Genomic DNA, 16,684 nt, shown 5'->3' with positions numbered 1-16,684 from the left:
TATACAGAAAGAGGCATGCGCAATGAAAACAGATATTAAAATTGCACAGAAAGCACACGCATTACCGATTAATGAAATAGCAAAAGCGGTGGGTTTGAGTGAAAGCGACATTGAACCCTATGGCCGGGACAAGGCCAAGGTGAACTGGCAAGCGATCAAGTCGACCCTTGCCAACGGGCACTTAGGCAAGCTGATCCTGGTCACGTCAATCTCGCCCACTCCGGCCGGCGAGGGCAAATCAACGATGACAATTGGTCTCGGGGATGCGATTAATAACCGGCTCCACCGTAAAACGGTGATTGCCTTGCGTGAACCCTCGATGGGTCCGGTCTTTGGACTAAAGGGGGGCGCCACCGGTGGCGGACGGGCGCAGGTGATTCCGATGGAAGACATCAACCTGCACTTTACGGGCGATATGCACGCGTTAACCGCCGCTATTGATACGCTGGCCGCCTTGGTCGATAATTATATCTACCAGGACAACGAGCTCGACCTTGATCCAGAGCGGATTTTGCTAAAACGCGGAATCGACGTTAACGATCGCAGCTTGCGCAGCGTTACAGTTGGCCAGGGCTCCAAGTTCAACGGCGTTGAGCACCAGTCAAGCTTTGCAATTACGGTAGCAAACGAATTGATGGCGATTCTCTGTCTGGCCCGCGATATCGATGACCTCAAGAAGCGGATTGGCCTCATGCTAGTCGGCTACACGAGGGACGACCAACCGGTTTACGTTAAGGATCTCGGCTTTGAAGGTGCGATTGCAACGCTTCTGGGCAATGCGCTCAAGCCCAACTTGGTTCAGACGATTGAGCATACGCCCGCGCTGGTTCACGGCGGCCCCTTTGCCAATATTGCGCACGGCGCTAACTCTGTCATGGCCACCAACCTGGCCCTGCACCTGGGTGACTACGTGCTGACGGAAGCCGGTTTTGGCAGTGACTTGGGCGGACAAAAGTTTATGGACTTTGTTTCAAAGCACCTGGAAAAGAAACCGGATGCAAGCGTTGTCGTTGCAACCGTTCGGGCACTCAAGTACCAGGCGGAAGGCACAACCGCCCACCTCGACCAGGAAAATCTCGCGGCACTGCGGACGGGTTTCAAAAACCTGGAGCGGCACATGAACAACATGCGCAACTACGGCGTGCCCGTCATCGTTTTAATCAATCACTTTGCAACCGATACGGCCAAGGAACTCAACCTCCTGCAGGAGCTAGTCAAAGAGCAGGGACTTAACGCCTTTGTTGTTGACTACCACGAAGAGGGCTCAGAGGGTGGCGTCGCCGCTGCACAAGCCGTGGTCGACCTGGCCGATTCAGGTCAAGCAAGCCTGACTCCCATTTACCACGAGCAGGATTCAGTTAAGACCAAGATTGAAAAGGTGGCAGAAAAGATCTATCACGCCGCAAGCGTTGAATATTTTGCCCAGGCAGAGGAAGACATTCACGAACTAGAGAAGATGGGAAAGGATAAGCTGCCCGTCATCATCGCCAAGACGCAGTATTCGTTTACCGATGACAAAAAGCAGCTGGGAGCACCGACCGACTTTTGCTTGCACGTTAAGGGTGCCAGCCTAAAGAATGGTGCGGGCTTTATCGTAATTACAACTGGCAGTGTTTTAGACATGCCGGGATTACCTAAGCACCCAGCAGCACTCGACATCGACATCGATAACAACGGCAAGATCAGCGGTCTATTCTAAATTTTACTATGCAGATTTTATACTTAATTATTTCCCTGGCAGTTGTAACCGCAGACCAAGCGCTGAAGAATTTCATTGCGCACAACTACAGCCTGGGCGAAGTACACCAGGTTATCCCGCACGTTTTTTCGTTTACGTATGTGCAAAATGACGGGGCGGCCTGGAACATACTCACGGGGCAGATGTGGTTCTTCTACATTATCAGTGCAGTGGCCATTTTTGCGTGCCTCTATTACTTATTTAATAAAAAATACAGGAGCAGGCTGTTCAACTTTGGCCTGTCCCTTGTTTTGGGTGGAATTATCGGCAACTTGATCGACCGCATCCACCTTAAGTATGTCATTGACATGGTTCAGGTCGACTTTGTCCGTTTCAATATTTTCAACATAGCGGATGCAGCCATCAGCGTGGGCATTGTCCTTGTCTTTGTGTACCTGCTTTTATTTGACGAGGGTAAAGAAACAGATGGCCACTAAATACGAATTTATCATTAATGACGAAGAGGGCAGGCTGGACAAGGTGCTGACCGCCCTGGTCAGTTCACTATCGCGCACACGCATTAAGGAACTGGTCAAGGAGCAGAATATTCTGGTAAACGGTCAGAGCACGAAGGTTTCGTACAAGGTGCAAAAGGACGATCACGTTTTTGTTACTGTGCCCGCGCTTAAGCCCCTGGCCGTGGTTCCGGAAGACATCCCGCTTGATATTGTGTACGAAGACGATGATGTCCTCGTAGTCAATAAGCCCCAGGGCATGGTCGTTCATCCGGCTGCGGGGCACCCGGACCACACCCTCGTCAACGCACTGCTCTACCATACGAAAAGTCTCGCGGAAAGTCCCGAGGGCTTTCGCCCTGGAATAGTCCACCGGATTGATAAGGATACTTCGGGCTTATTAATGGTTGCCAAAAATGCACAGGCACGGGTTAGCCTGGAGTCGCAGCTGGCGCACAAAAGAAACAAGAGGCAGTACCTGGCAATCGTGCACGGCAATTTCAGCGAAGAGTCGGGCGTGGTTGATGCTCCGATTGGTCGCGATCACCATAACCGCAAGAAAATGGCGGTGGTTGAAAATGGCAAGGAGGCGGTCACCCACTTCACGGTGCTGGAGCAATTTGCCGGCTATAGCTTGATTCGCTGCCAGCTGGAAACCGGCCGCACGCACCAAATCAGGGTTCATCTGGCCTATATCGGTCATCCCGTTGCGGGCGACCCGTTGTACGGGCCCCACCGCACCCTCAGGGGCAACGGGCAGTTTTTGCACGCCCAGGTCCTGGGCTTCACCCAGCCGCGTACCGGCGAGTGGTATGAATTCAAGGTTGCTCCACCCGCCATTTTTGCGCAGCGGCTAGCCGAATTAAGGGGAAAAAAGTGAAGAAATGAAACGATATTTGATTCTTGAAGACGGCAGCTCCTATGCCGGTGAGGGGCTCGGCTCCTCGATTATTTCGACGGGCGAATTGGCGGTCCAAACGGGCAACTTTGGCTACCAGGAGGCATTGACCGACCCGACCAACGCGGGCAAGATTCTTGTCTTTACCACCCCGATGATTGGGGGCAACGGAATTAATGCAATCGATTATGAGAGCATAACCCCGACGGTCAAGGGGATAATTGCCAACGATGTGGCCAGAAACATTTCGGACAGCAACAGTTTTCAGGACCTGGACTCCTTCCTGCAGGAAAAAAAGATTCCGGCAATATATAATGTTGACACGCGTGCGCTGGTCCACTGCTTGACCGAAAACAGGGTGATCAAGGCGTCAATCATGGATACAAACGATGAACACGCCTTTGACCAGATCAGGGCGCTCGTCTTGCCCAAAAACAAGTCGGCGGCCGTTTCCACCAAAAATGCCTACGCTGCCCCCAACGTGGGCAAGACCGTCGCAATCATTGACCTGGGACTCAAGCATTCGATGCTGCGCGAATTGTCGCTAAGAAAGATTAATGCGACTGTGCTGCCATATAACGTCGCCGTTCCCGATATCAAGAACCTGCGGCCAGAAGGCATAATTATCTCCGGCGGTCCCGGAAAAGTCGAGGAAGTCAGGGATGACCTTAAGCCTATTTTGGATGCCTTTTACAAGCAGTACCCCATCTGGGGGATTGGTCTGGGCTTCCTGGCACTCAGTGATTACCTGCACCTCGAACTGGTGGGCCTGCCTGCAGCCTTTAACGGCACCAACTACCCGGTGATTGAACAGAATTCAAACCAAATATGGCAGGTGGCGATGAATATTGACCGCCTGGTGCTGCCCAATAGCGTCCACCTGGAAATGGAGCGGGCTTATTACGACATGCATAGCGAGCTCCTCGCCGGCTTCAGCAACAAGAAAAACAAGCTGATTGCGACGGCGTTTAACGCCGAGGGGGCTCCTGGCAGCCTCGATGCCCTCAGTATTTTTGATGATTTTATAAAGATGATGGTGTAAAAAATGCCCTTAGAAAAAGATTTGGATAAAGTGCTGCTCATCGGTTCGGGACCGACCCTCATCGGCAACGTCTCTGAAACTGATGTACTAACCGTGGACGCGATCAAGGCCCTCCTTGAAGAAGATATTCAAGTCATCCTGGTCAACCCCAATCCGGCAACTATTTCAACCGACAAGCAGCCGGGAGTGACCGTTTACCTGGAACCCATGACGCTTGACTTTCTCAAGCGAATAATCCGCATGGAGGAACCCAATGCGATTATTCCGGCCTACGGGTCAACCATGGGGCTGAAGGTCACCCGCGAACTAGTGCGCGATGGCATTCTGCAGCAGATGGGCATTCGTCTTTTAACCCTAAACGAGCAGACGCTCATGATTAACACGCACCAGAAAATGACCGCTTTTTTGGAGCAAAACGACATTAACATCAATCGCTACTGGAATCTGTCCGACTTCGCGCCGGCAAACCTAAAAGAGCAGCTGACTGCGCAAGTCGCTTTTCCTGTTCTTGTGATCAAGGAGAGACGCTACCTGCATAACGAGCAGCAGGTCTTCGATCACGCCCAAGACGTGGTCGACTACATCAAAAAGGAACGGCAGAGCGAAGACTTTGTTCCCACGCGCTACCACTTGACCGAAGACTTGTCCGCTTGGGGCGAAGTTATTGTCAATGTTATCCGTGATAATAACGGCAACGTTGTCCTTACCAACCTGGCGGACACGATTGAATCCGTTGCCGTTAATTCCGGTGATTCCGCGGCCGTGCTTCCGGCCTTAACGCTGAACAACGATCAGGTGCAGATGATTCGTGAAGTTGCCCAAAAAATTGCTGCCAGTCTCAAAATAGTGGGCATCCTAAATATTCACTTCGCAGTCAAGCACCAGGGAACGAAGTTTGCGGTAAAAATCTTAACTATTCAGCCGCGCCTGACCAGGAGCGCAATCTGGGCGCAGCGAATTGGCCTCTACAGTGCGGGCTATATTGTCAGCAAGGTGGCCGTGGGGTACGGGCTAAACGAGATCAAGGATCCGATGTCGGGCCTATCGGCCGCGATCGAACCAACCTTTGACAAGGTTGCAATCAGGATGCCATTTTGGTCATTGATTCAGTCCGGCAGCAACCACTACGACTTAAGCAGCAGGGTACAGGCAAGCGGCGAAGCAATCGGAGTGGGACGCAACTTCGAGGCCGCCTTCTTAAAGGGCATCAGCTCAACGGTGAACATTAAGATGGGATTGACCGCCTTTAGGAATGAAGAGGTCAAGGAAAAAGCGGAAATCGCTGCGGACCTTCTGCACCCCGACGAGTTGCACCTGGTCAGACTTTTGGCTGCAATTTCCGCTGGGTTTGACTACCACGAACTGCAGCGGCTAATCAACATCAATCCGGTGTACTACCAAAAGCTTGAGCACATCGTCAAGATTGGCACGCGGCTGAGTGAAGGCGAGGCCGACGATGGCCTGCTCGCGGAAGCCAAGGCACGCGGCTTTAGCAACCAGCTGATTTCAGGCATGACCAAAATAAATATGGTGGCATTGAAGAAGCAGCTTGAAAAAGCCCACCTTAAGCCGGCTTACCTGCAAATTGACGGCTCGGCGGGCACGGTTCAGCCGCAGGTGCACGCTTATTACTCCGCGTTTGGCGTCCAGGACGAATCTGTCGGACTGGCCGCCAATAGCAAAAAGGTCCTGGTCATCGGCATGCTGCCGCTCCAGGTATCTGTAACCAATGAATTTGACTATATGATTAGCCACGCACTGGATACTTTACATAATAATAATTATGCCACTGTGCTGCTGTCCAATAATGATGAATCTGTTGCCACCAGCTACCGCCGTGCCGACAAGGTATACTTTGAGCCCATCACGCTTGAGAATATCCTTGATATTGCCGCAAAAGAGGGAATAAGGGACGTTTTAGTGCAGTTTTCAGGCAAGGAGGTCAATGCACTGAGCAAGAAGCTGATCGAAAACGGGCTCAACGTCTTCGGTAACCAGGGCGTCAACGCCAAGGACAAGATTGACCAGGTGTTATCGTCGCCGCTCAAGGCGCTCAAGCAAAATCCCCTCCTGACGACTGTCGACCAAAAGGAACTCCAGGACTTTATCACCCAGCACGGCTTTCCCATTTTGGTTGGCGGCTTCAACAACCAGGGGGTCAAGCAGAAGTCAGCCGTTGTTTATGATAAGCCCGCTTTAGAGAAGTACCTTGAGGAAAATCAATTATCAAAAGTTTCCTTGTCACACTTTATCGAGGGCAACAAGTATGAAATTACGGCGATTTCCGATGGCAAGGACGTGGCACTTCCCGGAATTATCGAACACCTAGAACAGACCGGCTCCCACGCGTCGGATTCGATCGCCGTTTTTAAGCCGCAGAACCTTTCTAAGGCGGGCAAGAAGCTCCTCACCGAGTACGCGGTCGCATTGATCAAACGGGTTCAAATGCGGGGAATTTTTACGCTACACTTTTTAACCGTCAACAAGAATATTTACCTGCTCCAGATCAAGCCCTACGCGGGGCACAACGTTGCATTTCTGTCCAAGGCGCTGGACAAGGACATCACAAGGTGTGCCACGGAAGTCTTGATGGGCAACAACCTGGCTAGTCTCGGTTATAAGACCGGGTTGTGGCATTCCAGCGGCTTTATTTACGTCAAGATGCCGGTCTTTTCCTACGTCAATTACAACAGCGACAATACCTTTGACTCGAAGATGAAGTCCTCCGGCTCCGTTATGGGTCGCGACACCGAACTGACCAAGGCGCTGTACAAGGGATACGAGGCAAGCGGCCTTTTGATCCCCAGCTACGGAACAATCTTTATTTCTGTTCGTGACAAAGACAAAAAAAGGGCTACGGAACTGGCCCAGCGCTTCTACCGGCTGGGATTTAAGATTGTTGCAACGGAAGGAACAGCCAACGTTCTGGCGGAAGCGGGGATTACAACGGGTGTAGTAACCAAGGTCCACAGCGGTTCCAGCAACCTGCTCGAAAAAATTCGCCAGCGCAAGGTTGTCATGGTCATCAACATTACCGACCTGTCTGATACGGCGAGTGGCGATGCGATTCGAATCAGGGACGAGGCCCTGAGCATTCACGTGCCGGTCTTTTCCAGCGTTGAAACAACGGAACTGATCTTGGCGGTTTTGGAATCACTTTCGCTGACAACCCAGCCGGTTTAAAATTTAATTTCTGCAAAAAAAGAGGATGCACGTTGAAGTGCATCCTCTTTTTATTCTACTTTTTTGTTCAGAACACGTTCCTTTTCTGGCGTAACTTCAATCGAGTTTTGCCCGGTATATATCACGAAGCCCGGCTTGGCGCCGCCCGGCTTTTTGACCCGTTTGGCTTGGATGTAATCGACCTGCACGTGCGCGGAATTCCTGGCCTTGGAAAAATAGGCCGCGATTTCGGCTGCTTCAGCAATCTCTGCCGGCGTTGGCTGGGGGTCTTGCAGGATTACGTGTGAACCGGGTATGTTCTTGACGTGAAACCACATATCGGTTTTATTGGCCTTTTTCAGCGTCAGCCAATCATTTTGATAATTATTTTTGCCAACCAGGACGATTTTGCCCGTGGATAAGCGGAACTTGTTGAGATTTCGTTCCGTAATTTTCTTGCGGCGCTTTTGCTTTTGCGGCCGCCCAAGATAGCCCTGATTGACCAACTCATCATTAATTTGGTCAATGTCCTGGGGATCCGCGTTATCAATCGCCGTCTGGATTGAATCAAAGTAGTCCAGGGAGGTCTTAGCAAGTTCAATCTGCTCCTTGACGTGCTTGATCGAATCGCGCAGCTTTTTGTACTTGGTGAAATACTTTTGTCCGTTGCGGGCGGGGGACAGGGCTGAATCGAGCTTGATTGTCATCAGCTTGTTGTCCTCGTAATAATTGGGCAGCTTCACTTCCGTCATCCCCGGCTTAATCTGCGCCAGGTTGGCGTTGATTAATTCGCCGCAGACACGATAGCTTTCCGAATTTTCTGCCTGAACGAGCTGTTTTTGAAGCTTGACCACCTTGCGGGACAGCTTCTTTTGTTCGTTCTTGACCACACGCTCGATTAAACCCGCCTTTTGCTTTACCCAAGCGCTATTTGACTGTTCGAGGTAAAACTGTTCCAGTGCATGGTTGATGTTGGGGTCGGCACTTTCCTTGACCAAGTCGAGGTGGTAGGGCAGGTAGGGGAAAATCTTGCGTTTGTTATCAGGCGTTCTTAAAACAAAGGCACCGTCCTTGTTAAACTGACCCATAAAAGTCTTAAACGAGGCGTAAGAATAATCGTCTTTTAAGTAGCCCAACAGCTCGTCGCGGTCGTCGCGGTCAAGGCCGTTCACTGCGCGTGCAAATTCACCCGGACTATTAGAACGCCGCCGCTGGTCAAATTCTGTTTGGCTCAATTCAAAGCCGTTGATTCCCGGCGTAAGGGGGGGAAGCTCATACTTGGCCTTAGGCAGGAGAAGCCGCACGCGGTTTTCCTCCGGATTGATTCGCTTGAGCAAATCAATGATGTGGCCGCTGGTTTTATCATAAAGGATAACGTTGCTGTGCCGGCCCATTAACTCTACGGACAGCACCAGTTGGACCTGATCCCCCAACTCGTTGCGGGTTTTAAAGTAAAAGTTGACGATTCGGTCGACGCCAACTTGCCTGATTGACTGTAAGACCGCCCCCTCGAGGTACTTGCGCAGCACCATGACGAAGGTCGGAGCCTTGTCTGGATTGCTGATTGCCTGCTTGGTTATGTATAACTTGGGCGACTGCGGATTAGCAGAAATAAGCAGCTGGTAGTTCTTGCGTTCCTTTCTAAACGTCAACACTAAGTCATACTCGAAGGGCTGGTAAATTTTAGCAAGACGTCCGTCTACTACAATTGGTTTAATACTGTTTAAAAGGCTATGAATGAATAATCCATCAAATGCCATAAATAATCACCTCAACTAATAACTTCTATTATAGCAATTATTAGGCAATAAGTATAAGGAGACTCTTGCCCCTGTGACCTTAAAAAAGAGTACCATTATTCATATATTAATTAAGCAAGATTTTATTGACAAACAACCGGTTAAAGCTGTTATACTGATAATATAGATTAATGGTTATTGATGCAATTTTTCATAAGCAAAAATTAATAATCAAGGTATTGGCGCAAGCGATTGTTTCACGCCAAAGCGAGAAAAGGTAGCAAAATGAATATTTTATCTTTTAACCTAGTTGCAGAAAATATCAAAAAGGAAATTGCCCGCAGGTGTGGACTTAACATGTCCCAAACGCGGATTCTGCTTTACTTTTATCAGACCAAAAACACCGCCCTCAAAATGGGCAACCTAGCCGGTGACTTGAAGATATCGTTGTCAACGTTAAGCAGACAGCTCCAGCAGAAAAAGACGCGCAGCCTCATCTGCGTCACCCGTTCTGCAACCGATTCGAGCAAGTCGGTTGCACTAAGCCCCGAGGGTCTTATGAAGGCAGCAGAATTGAGACTGGTTCTTGCAGCCATCGAAGAAAAAATGATGGGTGACTTTTCCCAGCAGGAGATCGGCGGCTTTAACCGTGTATTTGATAAACTAATTCAAAAAATCAAAGAGGAAAACTCAATTTAAGCAAGTAGTCGAATCGCTTGTTTTTTTATGCTATAATTTTCCCTATATTGCACGTACAAGCGAAAGGTTAATTAGATGAAAATTGCATTAGTTACGGATAGTACTAGCGTTATAAGCGAACAAGAGGCAGCGGATAATAACATTATTGTTGTGCCGATTCCAATCATCATCGGAAACAAGGAATACTTAGAGGGCGTTAACATTACTTCCGAGCGGCTTTTTGAGATACAACGGCAGGGGGCGGCTTTTCCCAAAACCTCGCAGCCGAGCATGGGCGATCTGATTCATCTTTTTGATGGGCTGCACGATGAAGGGTACGAAGCCATCATCGCAATTACCCTATCGAGCGGAATCTCCGGCTTCTACCAGACCTTATGCAATATCGCCCAGAATACGCCTAAGTACAACCTGCACCCGATCGACACGCAGATGACCGTCCGCTTGCAGGGGAATTTGGTGCTAGCCGCTGCCCGGATGATTGAGAATGGGGTTGCGCTGGACGATATACTTAAACGCCTCGAACAAATCAGGTCGACAATCGATGAAATCTTTGTTGTCAATGACCTCAAAAACTTGAGTCGCGGCGGCCGTTTGAGCAATGCAAGCGCCTTTATCGGTTCCATGCTGAACATTAAGCCGCTCCTGACGTTCAAAGACGGCAATATCGTTGCGTTCGACAAAATTCGGTCGATGAAACGGGCCTTCACCAAAATCAAGAGTCTCACCCTTGATAAAATCACTGTGCTCCCGTACAAGGATAAGATAAAGCTGTTCATCATTGATTCCAATGACAGCAGCCAGGTTGAAGAGGCCAAGGCCTTTCTGCAGGAAAATTTCCCGGAGCAGAATATTTCGCTCACGCAATTCAGCCCCGTAATTGCCACACACTTAGGCGAAAAAGCGCTGGCCATTGGCTGGATGATTGACATCGACAAGATTGACCTGACCCAAAACGGCAAGGGCTTTTAGTACGTAAAAGGGTTAGGGAGGATATTAATGAAAGAACAGGATCGCCTTACTAACTGGGCAGTTGAATTGCAAAGTCTGGCGCAAAACGGACTTGAGTATGGCCATGATCGCTTCGACCGGGAGCGCTATGCCCGTATTAGGGCAATTGCAACGGAAATGATGACATTAAAGACGGGCTTGCCACTAAAGCAGGTCAGGCACCTTTTTAGCAGCGAAGACGGCTACCAGACGCCCAAGTTAGGAACCAGAGCCGCGATTTTTAGAGACCAGAAGATTCTACTGGTCCGCGAAACGACGGATGAGCGGTGGTCGTTGCCCGGCGGCTGGTGCGAGCCCAACGTGTCTGTCAAGGATAATTGCGTTAAGGAAGCCCGCGAAGAATCCGGCCATGATATTGCGGTAGACCGCGTGGTTGCAATATGCAATCACAACACTAATATTCACAACGAAAATAGGGTTACACGGGCAATCAACGTCTGCAATATTTTCTTTTTGTGCAGCGATTTGGGTGGCACTTTTGGCCAAAACAGCGAAACCAGCGCGTGCTGCTACTTCGATTATGACCACTTACCCCCGCTTTCCCTTCAACGAAACAGCAAAGAGGAAATTAGGATGTGCTTTGATGCCAGTAACGATCCTAACTGGCAGACCAGGTTTGACTGAAAGAATTGTAAATAAAAACACCGGCGAATGATATGGCCTCAAAATTTGTTTAATCTTGGGGTTTACATCAAAAGCCAGTGTTTTTTATTTGCTTTTTAGGTTTGCTGCATCATCGCCGTCACTTGCCGCAATTTCGTTCAAGGCCGCACGCTGCTTGCTCTGGTCAACGTGCGTGTAGAGATCGGTTGCTGAAGTGCCTTTTTGACCGAGCTGCTGCGCAACCAGCACCTGGTCCTTGGTCACGCTGTAGAGCTCAGAGGCAAGCGTGTGCCGCAGCTTATGGGGCGTGAGCGGATGACCGAAGGCAGCGGAATACTTGTTAACCATTTTTTCGATTGCGTTGGTGGTCATTCGTTTGGTCTGGTCGTGCCACCTAGTGAGAAAAAAGGCCGTTTCTTTTTTAGAAGCCGCATAGCGCTGCCTGCGGACTTTTTGGTAGTCCCGAATGTAATCCAGCGTCCATTCAGCAATCGGCACGCTGTCACGCTGTCCGCCCTTGCGGGTCACGTCAAGCAGCGCCTTTTTCAAGTTAAGGTCGGCCACGTTGACCCCGGCGCATTCAGAAACCCGGATGCCCGTCCCGAGAATCAGTGCAACGATTGCCAGGTCACGCTCCTTGTTGACCCTAAACGCCGGCAGGGCATGTTTGTTGCAGCTTTTTTCATAATCATTGGTAATAAAGTCCAAGAACTGGTACTTCAGTTTTCCAACATACATGTGCGATTCGAGGATGTGCGCACGGTAGTTGAGCGTCTTCGTATTGTTAAGCGAATCAATCTTCAGCATCACGTTCCGTTCAAAGTAGGGCTGACCCTCATTGTTGTCGGCTGTGATGGTCAAAAACTTGAAGAGCGAACGCAGTGCGTTGATCGAGCGGTTGATTGTCGTTGGCGCGTTGAGGTGGCCCTGCTGGTTCTTGACGTGACCCAGGTAGTTGATATAGAGCATAATATCGTTGCGGTGCAGGTTGGCCAGCGTTGCTGTCTCGATGTGCTTGTTATCTGGGGCAGGGGAAATCGACTCCTGGCGCAGCCAGTCAAAAAAGCGCCTTATTTCAGTCAGGTACTGGTAGGAGGTGGTGAGGGAAAGGTTAGACCCGAAGTTGTATTCCTTAACAAAATCCGGCATTTTGCGCAATTCTTCTTCAATAAGATCAAGGTACTTTTTGGTTTCCATGTTTATCATTCTCCTAATTGCAATGTTGCTGTCTTATTAATTATAAAGTAAAAATAGAATGTATGTTTGGATTTGCTTTATAAAAGAGCAGGAGGGGACGAAGAGGGGGACCAGTCACCCGCGGTCTAAAGCAGCAGCATTTGGCGTAAGTTAAAATAAATTTTATAAGCAGTGAAGCCAAGCGAGCGGCAGGCATGCCGGTTATGGCTGCTGAATAGCGAACAATGGCACAGCGACCAAGTTTGCTTTTGCTCCAAGCACAATTGCTGCTCCCAAATTTGGACACATGAGCTCTGCCAGCATACAGAATTATTGGGACTAGCATCGACATGAATTGATAAGATTATGAATTATTAAAATTACGGCAAAAAATTTAAAAGTTAAACGATAAACCCAAGCATGAAATCACGGCAAGAAAGCTCGCAAATCCATGCAGGGCCTTACATTTACCTATCATTAAAATTATAGTTTTAATGATAGAAAAAGACTTAAACCTGGTTGAGCACCCGTTATAAAATTATAATCGGCCGTGCGCAATACAGCCGATTTCTAGTCAGAATTTCTTTAGTTGCCAGATCAAATTCAGCTGCTTGTGCTTTCTGCCTGTGCCTGTCCCAGCCACACGACTTAGCGTGCAATTGGCTGCTGGCGACATAACTTTGATGTGTTATGTGTTGATGAATCCCGCCAACGCATGCTGCAAATCCGGTTGGCGTGTTAGATGCGACCATGGGACACCTTTACACCTAAAAATAATTTAACGCCGCCAAAAAGTCCACGTCAGCTGTCCGTGTCCAGTTATTGTGATGAACTGTATTTAGTGCCTGGCAGTGTCATCTGGCGTGAATTTAACCGCGGATGGGCATATAACTACCCGCACCTGGGACCGGTCCAATGCAATAAAATGCAATAGGAAGAGCAAAACTGTGCGTGTTTACGCTGAACCGGATTGCTGCTTAACGTGGATTGTTCACTGGCAACCCATGCCTTGCCGCGGCAGCAATACGATTGGTTACAGCTTAACTTTACATAATATATATTATACGAAGTTATTGAGGAATGCTTGTCACTACCGCCTATCCTATCCCTTTCCGCTGGCGCGCAATGAAAAGATTGCACAGCTAGCTATAATTTATTAATCGCCTGGCAAGTATTCTTTTGTCTTTGGTGCTCTCAAGAGAATTCGGCTAATTGAGCCCACAATTAAATCATTTATTAACTTTAGCTAATCAAATGAAAATGATTTATTAATTGAATGCTTAAATTAATTTCAGCAATAATTTAAATAAGTGTATTTTTTAACCTAAATTTATATATTGGTAATATTTTATTAATAGTTTTGTAGGTCTGCTTTGTATTAGCAATCATAACAGGTACTTACACCGCTCAAAATAATATTTGCCAATTTTTATATTTTTATTTTAGTCTTATTTTTTTAGTGCATTTTTATTTAATTTTTTGTGTATTTAGCTTACAATACTATCCATGGGGTATATATTTAAAACAATTCTTCCGATTTCTGTCTTTCTTTTAAGTTTTAGTTGAAATTAATTGTTTTATACGCTATTTTTATTATTTGACACTATGACTGTTTCCGTCAGTTTATAGGGTTAAGGTTATTTTTAGAAAGGTTGAATTTATTCCATGAGTATAAATTTAGGAAAAGAAATATGCCGTCGTCGTCGTGAGCAAAAGCTGACCCAGGAGGATCTTGCTGAACTGAGTGACTTGTCCGTGAACTTTATTTCGCGTCTTGAGCGGACAAAAAATCAGAACATCAGTATTCAAAAGCTTGACTCGATTGCAAGGGCCCTTAACACTACTACGCCAGATATTATCATGAACGCATACCGCTTCAAGGAAGTCAAGGTTGAGGGTCACCAGGATAATACGCCTGTATTCATTAAGAAGGTTGTTAATGAATTAAGAAAGATGCCTGCCGAAAAGGCCGAGCGCGTCTGCAAATCTTTCATTATACTGACCAAGGAAATCAATAAAGACTAATTTCAACAAAAAACGAGGAAGCTTAGTTAGCTACCTCGTTTTTTGTTATCTGCTAGTTAAATGCATCGGTCAGTTGTGGCACTACCTGTTTCTTGCGCGATACCACGCCCGGTAAGCTGATTTCCGCATCTTTTATCGTGCCGAAGGCCCGCTCAAACGCAGACTGGGCTGCGCTTGTTCCCACAACCAATGCAGTTGAGTTGGAGTCCAGGACGTTGGTTATGAGGAGCATAAACAAGTCATATCCTTCGGCCTCAGAAGCGGCATTCATGGCCTTCAAGAAGGCTTTTTTGCGCTCCATTGCCTCCGGTAGGTCAACGACGTTAATCTGGGCTACGCGGGCCTTCTGGCCGTTTAAATCAAAGCTCTTGGCGTCAAGGTCAATCAGCTCTTCTTCCGACTTGCCTGCGATATTGGTACCGGCCTTCAGTTCTTCCAGCCCGTACTTTTGGTAATCAACCCTGGCGATTTGGGCCAGCGCCTCGACGGCTTTTCTGTCGTCATTCGTGGTGGTCGGCGACTTCAGCAGCAGCGTGTCCGATATAATTGCAGAAAGCATAATTCCAGCAATATTTTGGGGAATTTCTACGCCGAACTGCCTGTACAATTTCCACATAATCGTGCTCGTGCAGCCTACCGGCTCGGCAAGATAGAACAGCGGCATGCTTGTATCAAAGTTCATAATCCGGTGGTGGTCAACAACGTGCGTTACTTCAACCTTGTCGATGTCGGCAACGCTTTGCTGCGGTTCGTTGTGGTCAACCAGCATCACTTTTGCTACTTCGTTAGCAGCAGTTTTTATAACCCGGGGGGCTTCAAAACCAAACTTCTTTAGGGCAAATGCGGTTTCATCGTTAGGTTTGCCCAGTGCGACCGCCTCCGTATTGTAGCCCAGCTTGTTTTGGAGGTATGAGTATGCAATCGCAGTACCAATTGCGTCAGTATCAGGGTTCTGGTGACCAAAAACTAACTCTTTTTCCATTAAAATTTTTCCTCTTTCTTTTTATGCCATAAAATCAATCTAAATCTAGTTTAACGAATAGCGCTTATTTCTCCAAGAATTTTTTGAATTCAGTTAGGATTTTTTTTATGCGGGGGACGTCTTCCTTGCCTTTCCGGTAGATTAACGACACCGAAAACTTCCTGTCGCCCTGCAGGTGAACCGGCGTCAAGCTTATCTTGGCGCGGTGGCGCCGGTAGTATGAGTAGCTGACAAATGTGTCGTAGTCAGTCTCTTCGGCCGTCGCTACAACCTGCCTACTGGATGAAAAGCTCAGTGGTACCTTGAGGCCATCCTTGGCGTTAATCTTGCTGCCGAATTTTTCTTTCATTAATTGGGTCAGGTAGAAACTATCCGGGTACGCAACCCATTTTCTGTCCATCAGTTTTGCGGCCGGATAGGACGCACCGGCTTCCAGCGTGGTGTCATGAGTCAGAATGGTCAACTGATCTGCACAGACTTCCATGTGTTCGTACTGGTTATGTAAATTAATTTGGCTCTTTTTAGTGTCTTTAGGAATATACAGAAGGGCCAGGTCGATTAAATTGTTATCAAGGTTGTACCACAAGTCCTTGTGGTTGAAATAGTTGACGCTAATCGTTATCCCCACTGTTTGACGGTTAAAGTCAACCAGGAAACGCCGGAGCAACTCAGAATCAACGCTTTCCAGCACGCCGATGGCAATATTGCCCTTATCCGCTTGGGTAAACTCCTGGATGTCATTGACAACCGCGTTGATTGTGCCGATGAGCTTAATTGCTCCAGTTTGCAGTTGCTTGCCGGCCTCGGTCAGATAGAGTTTTTTCCCCATTTGACCGAATAAGGGCGTTCCGATTGCATGCTCCAGTTTTTTGATCTGCTGCGTCAGCGCCGGCTGCGTAATCCCCAAAATTTGGGCCGCTTGGGTATAGTTCATCGTGTCAATTAGCTGCAAAAAATAATGTAAAGACTTTGTTGAGAGTATTGTATTTGTCTTAGGCATAAAAACCCCTTCTATCCTTAGCAGTAATATGGCCCCACTTACCTTAGCACTAATATGTCCTCACTTACTTGCTATTATTGATCAAAAAACTCTCTGTGTCAAAGCTTACTTCAGTTTTTAATATAACGTTTTCATAATTTTTAAGAGTTAAATCACA

13 protein-coding genes are annotated in these 16,684 nt (G+C 48.1%); 9 read left to right on the top strand and 4 right to left on the bottom strand.

Annotation, left to right across the window (positions count from 1 at the left end):
• Positions 1 to 22: 22 nt before the first annotated feature.
• From AC2JF6_RS00550 to carB, 5 genes are read left to right on the top strand one after another with little or no spacing between them, the layout of a single operon-like run.
• A complete protein-coding gene (locus AC2JF6_RS00550; protein WP_500728794.1) occupies positions 23 to 1,699 on the top strand; it encodes a formate--tetrahydrofolate ligase in 1,677 nt (558 codons plus the stop codon).
• An 8-nt stretch (positions 1,700 to 1,707) separates the two neighbouring features.
• On the top strand, positions 1,708 to 2,175 hold the full coding sequence (gene lspA / locus AC2JF6_RS00545) for a signal peptidase II (RefSeq protein ID WP_500728793.1): 468 nt from the start codon (positions 1,708 to 1,710) through the stop codon (positions 2,173 to 2,175).
• Positions 2,165 to 3,073, top strand: a complete 909-nt coding sequence (locus tag AC2JF6_RS00540; protein WP_500728792.1) for an RluA family pseudouridine synthase — start codon at positions 2,165 to 2,167, stop codon at positions 3,071 to 3,073. The genes lspA and AC2JF6_RS00540 overlap by 11 nt, the downstream gene beginning before the upstream one ends.
• A 4-nt stretch (positions 3,074 to 3,077) precedes the next feature.
• Positions 3,078 to 4,133 (top strand): carbamoyl phosphate synthase small subunit, encoded by a 1,056-nt coding sequence (locus tag AC2JF6_RS00535; RefSeq protein ID WP_500728791.1) that lies wholly within the window; start codon positions 3,078 to 3,080, stop codon positions 4,131 to 4,133.
• 3 nt (positions 4,134 to 4,136) lie between these two features.
• Positions 4,137 to 7,316 carry a carbamoyl-phosphate synthase large subunit gene (gene carB / locus AC2JF6_RS00530; RefSeq protein WP_500728790.1) on the top strand — a complete coding sequence of 1,060 codons (3,180 nt, stop codon included), beginning with the start codon at positions 4,137 to 4,139 and terminating at the stop codon, positions 7,314 to 7,316.
• Positions 7,317 to 7,366: 50 nt separating this feature from the next.
• Here the strand turns inward: carB and AC2JF6_RS00525 are convergent, their stop codons facing one another.
• Entirely contained in the window at positions 7,367 to 9,055 is a 1,689-nt protein-coding gene (locus AC2JF6_RS00525; RefSeq protein ID WP_500728789.1) for an Rqc2 family fibronectin-binding protein, read from the bottom strand.
• Between the two features lie 264 nt (positions 9,056 to 9,319).
• Between AC2JF6_RS00525 and AC2JF6_RS00520 the strand changes: the two genes are divergently transcribed.
• The 3 genes from AC2JF6_RS00520 (at position 9,320) to AC2JF6_RS00510 (ending at position 11,365) form a co-directional block, all read left to right on the top strand.
• On the top strand, positions 9,320 to 9,733 hold the full coding sequence (locus AC2JF6_RS00520) for a MarR family winged helix-turn-helix transcriptional regulator (protein WP_500728788.1): 414 nt from the start codon (positions 9,320 to 9,322) through the stop codon (positions 9,731 to 9,733).
• Positions 9,734 to 9,808: 75 nt separating this feature from the next.
• Complete coding sequence (locus tag AC2JF6_RS00515) at positions 9,809 to 10,702, top strand: DegV family protein (protein WP_500728787.1); 894 nt, start codon at positions 9,809 to 9,811, stop codon at positions 10,700 to 10,702.
• A 27-nt stretch (positions 10,703 to 10,729) separates the two neighbouring features.
• A complete protein-coding gene (locus AC2JF6_RS00510; protein ID WP_500728786.1) occupies positions 10,730 to 11,365 on the top strand; it encodes an NUDIX hydrolase in 636 nt (211 codons plus the stop codon).
• 84 nt (positions 11,366 to 11,449) lie between these two features.
• Here the strand turns inward: AC2JF6_RS00510 and xerS are convergent, their stop codons facing one another.
• Positions 11,450 to 12,541 (bottom strand): tyrosine recombinase XerS, encoded by a 1,092-nt coding sequence (xerS, locus tag AC2JF6_RS00505; RefSeq protein WP_500728785.1) that lies wholly within the window; start codon positions 12,539 to 12,541, stop codon positions 11,450 to 11,452.
• Positions 12,542 to 14,185: 1,644 nt separating this feature from the next.
• On the opposite strand from xerS, the gene AC2JF6_RS00500 reads away from it, so the two are divergent.
• Positions 14,186 to 14,545 carry a helix-turn-helix domain-containing protein gene (locus AC2JF6_RS00500; RefSeq protein ID WP_500728784.1) on the top strand — a complete coding sequence of 120 codons (360 nt, stop codon included), beginning with the start codon at positions 14,186 to 14,188 and terminating at the stop codon, positions 14,543 to 14,545.
• A gap of 52 nt (positions 14,546 to 14,597) precedes the next feature.
• Here AC2JF6_RS00500 and AC2JF6_RS00495 read toward each other — a convergent pair whose 3' ends face one another.
• On the bottom strand, positions 14,598 to 15,527 hold the full coding sequence (locus AC2JF6_RS00495) for a manganese-dependent inorganic pyrophosphatase (protein ID WP_500728783.1): 930 nt from the start codon (positions 15,525 to 15,527) through the stop codon (positions 14,598 to 14,600).
• A gap of 64 nt (positions 15,528 to 15,591) precedes the next feature.
• A complete protein-coding gene (locus tag AC2JF6_RS00490; RefSeq protein ID WP_500728782.1) occupies positions 15,592 to 16,527 on the bottom strand; it encodes a LysR family transcriptional regulator in 936 nt (311 codons plus the stop codon).
• Positions 16,528 to 16,684: the final 157 nt, after the last annotated feature.

Source organism: Lactobacillus sp. XV13L, from assembly GCF_059900875.1.
This window is presented reverse-complemented; position numbering and strand designations above follow the sequence as displayed.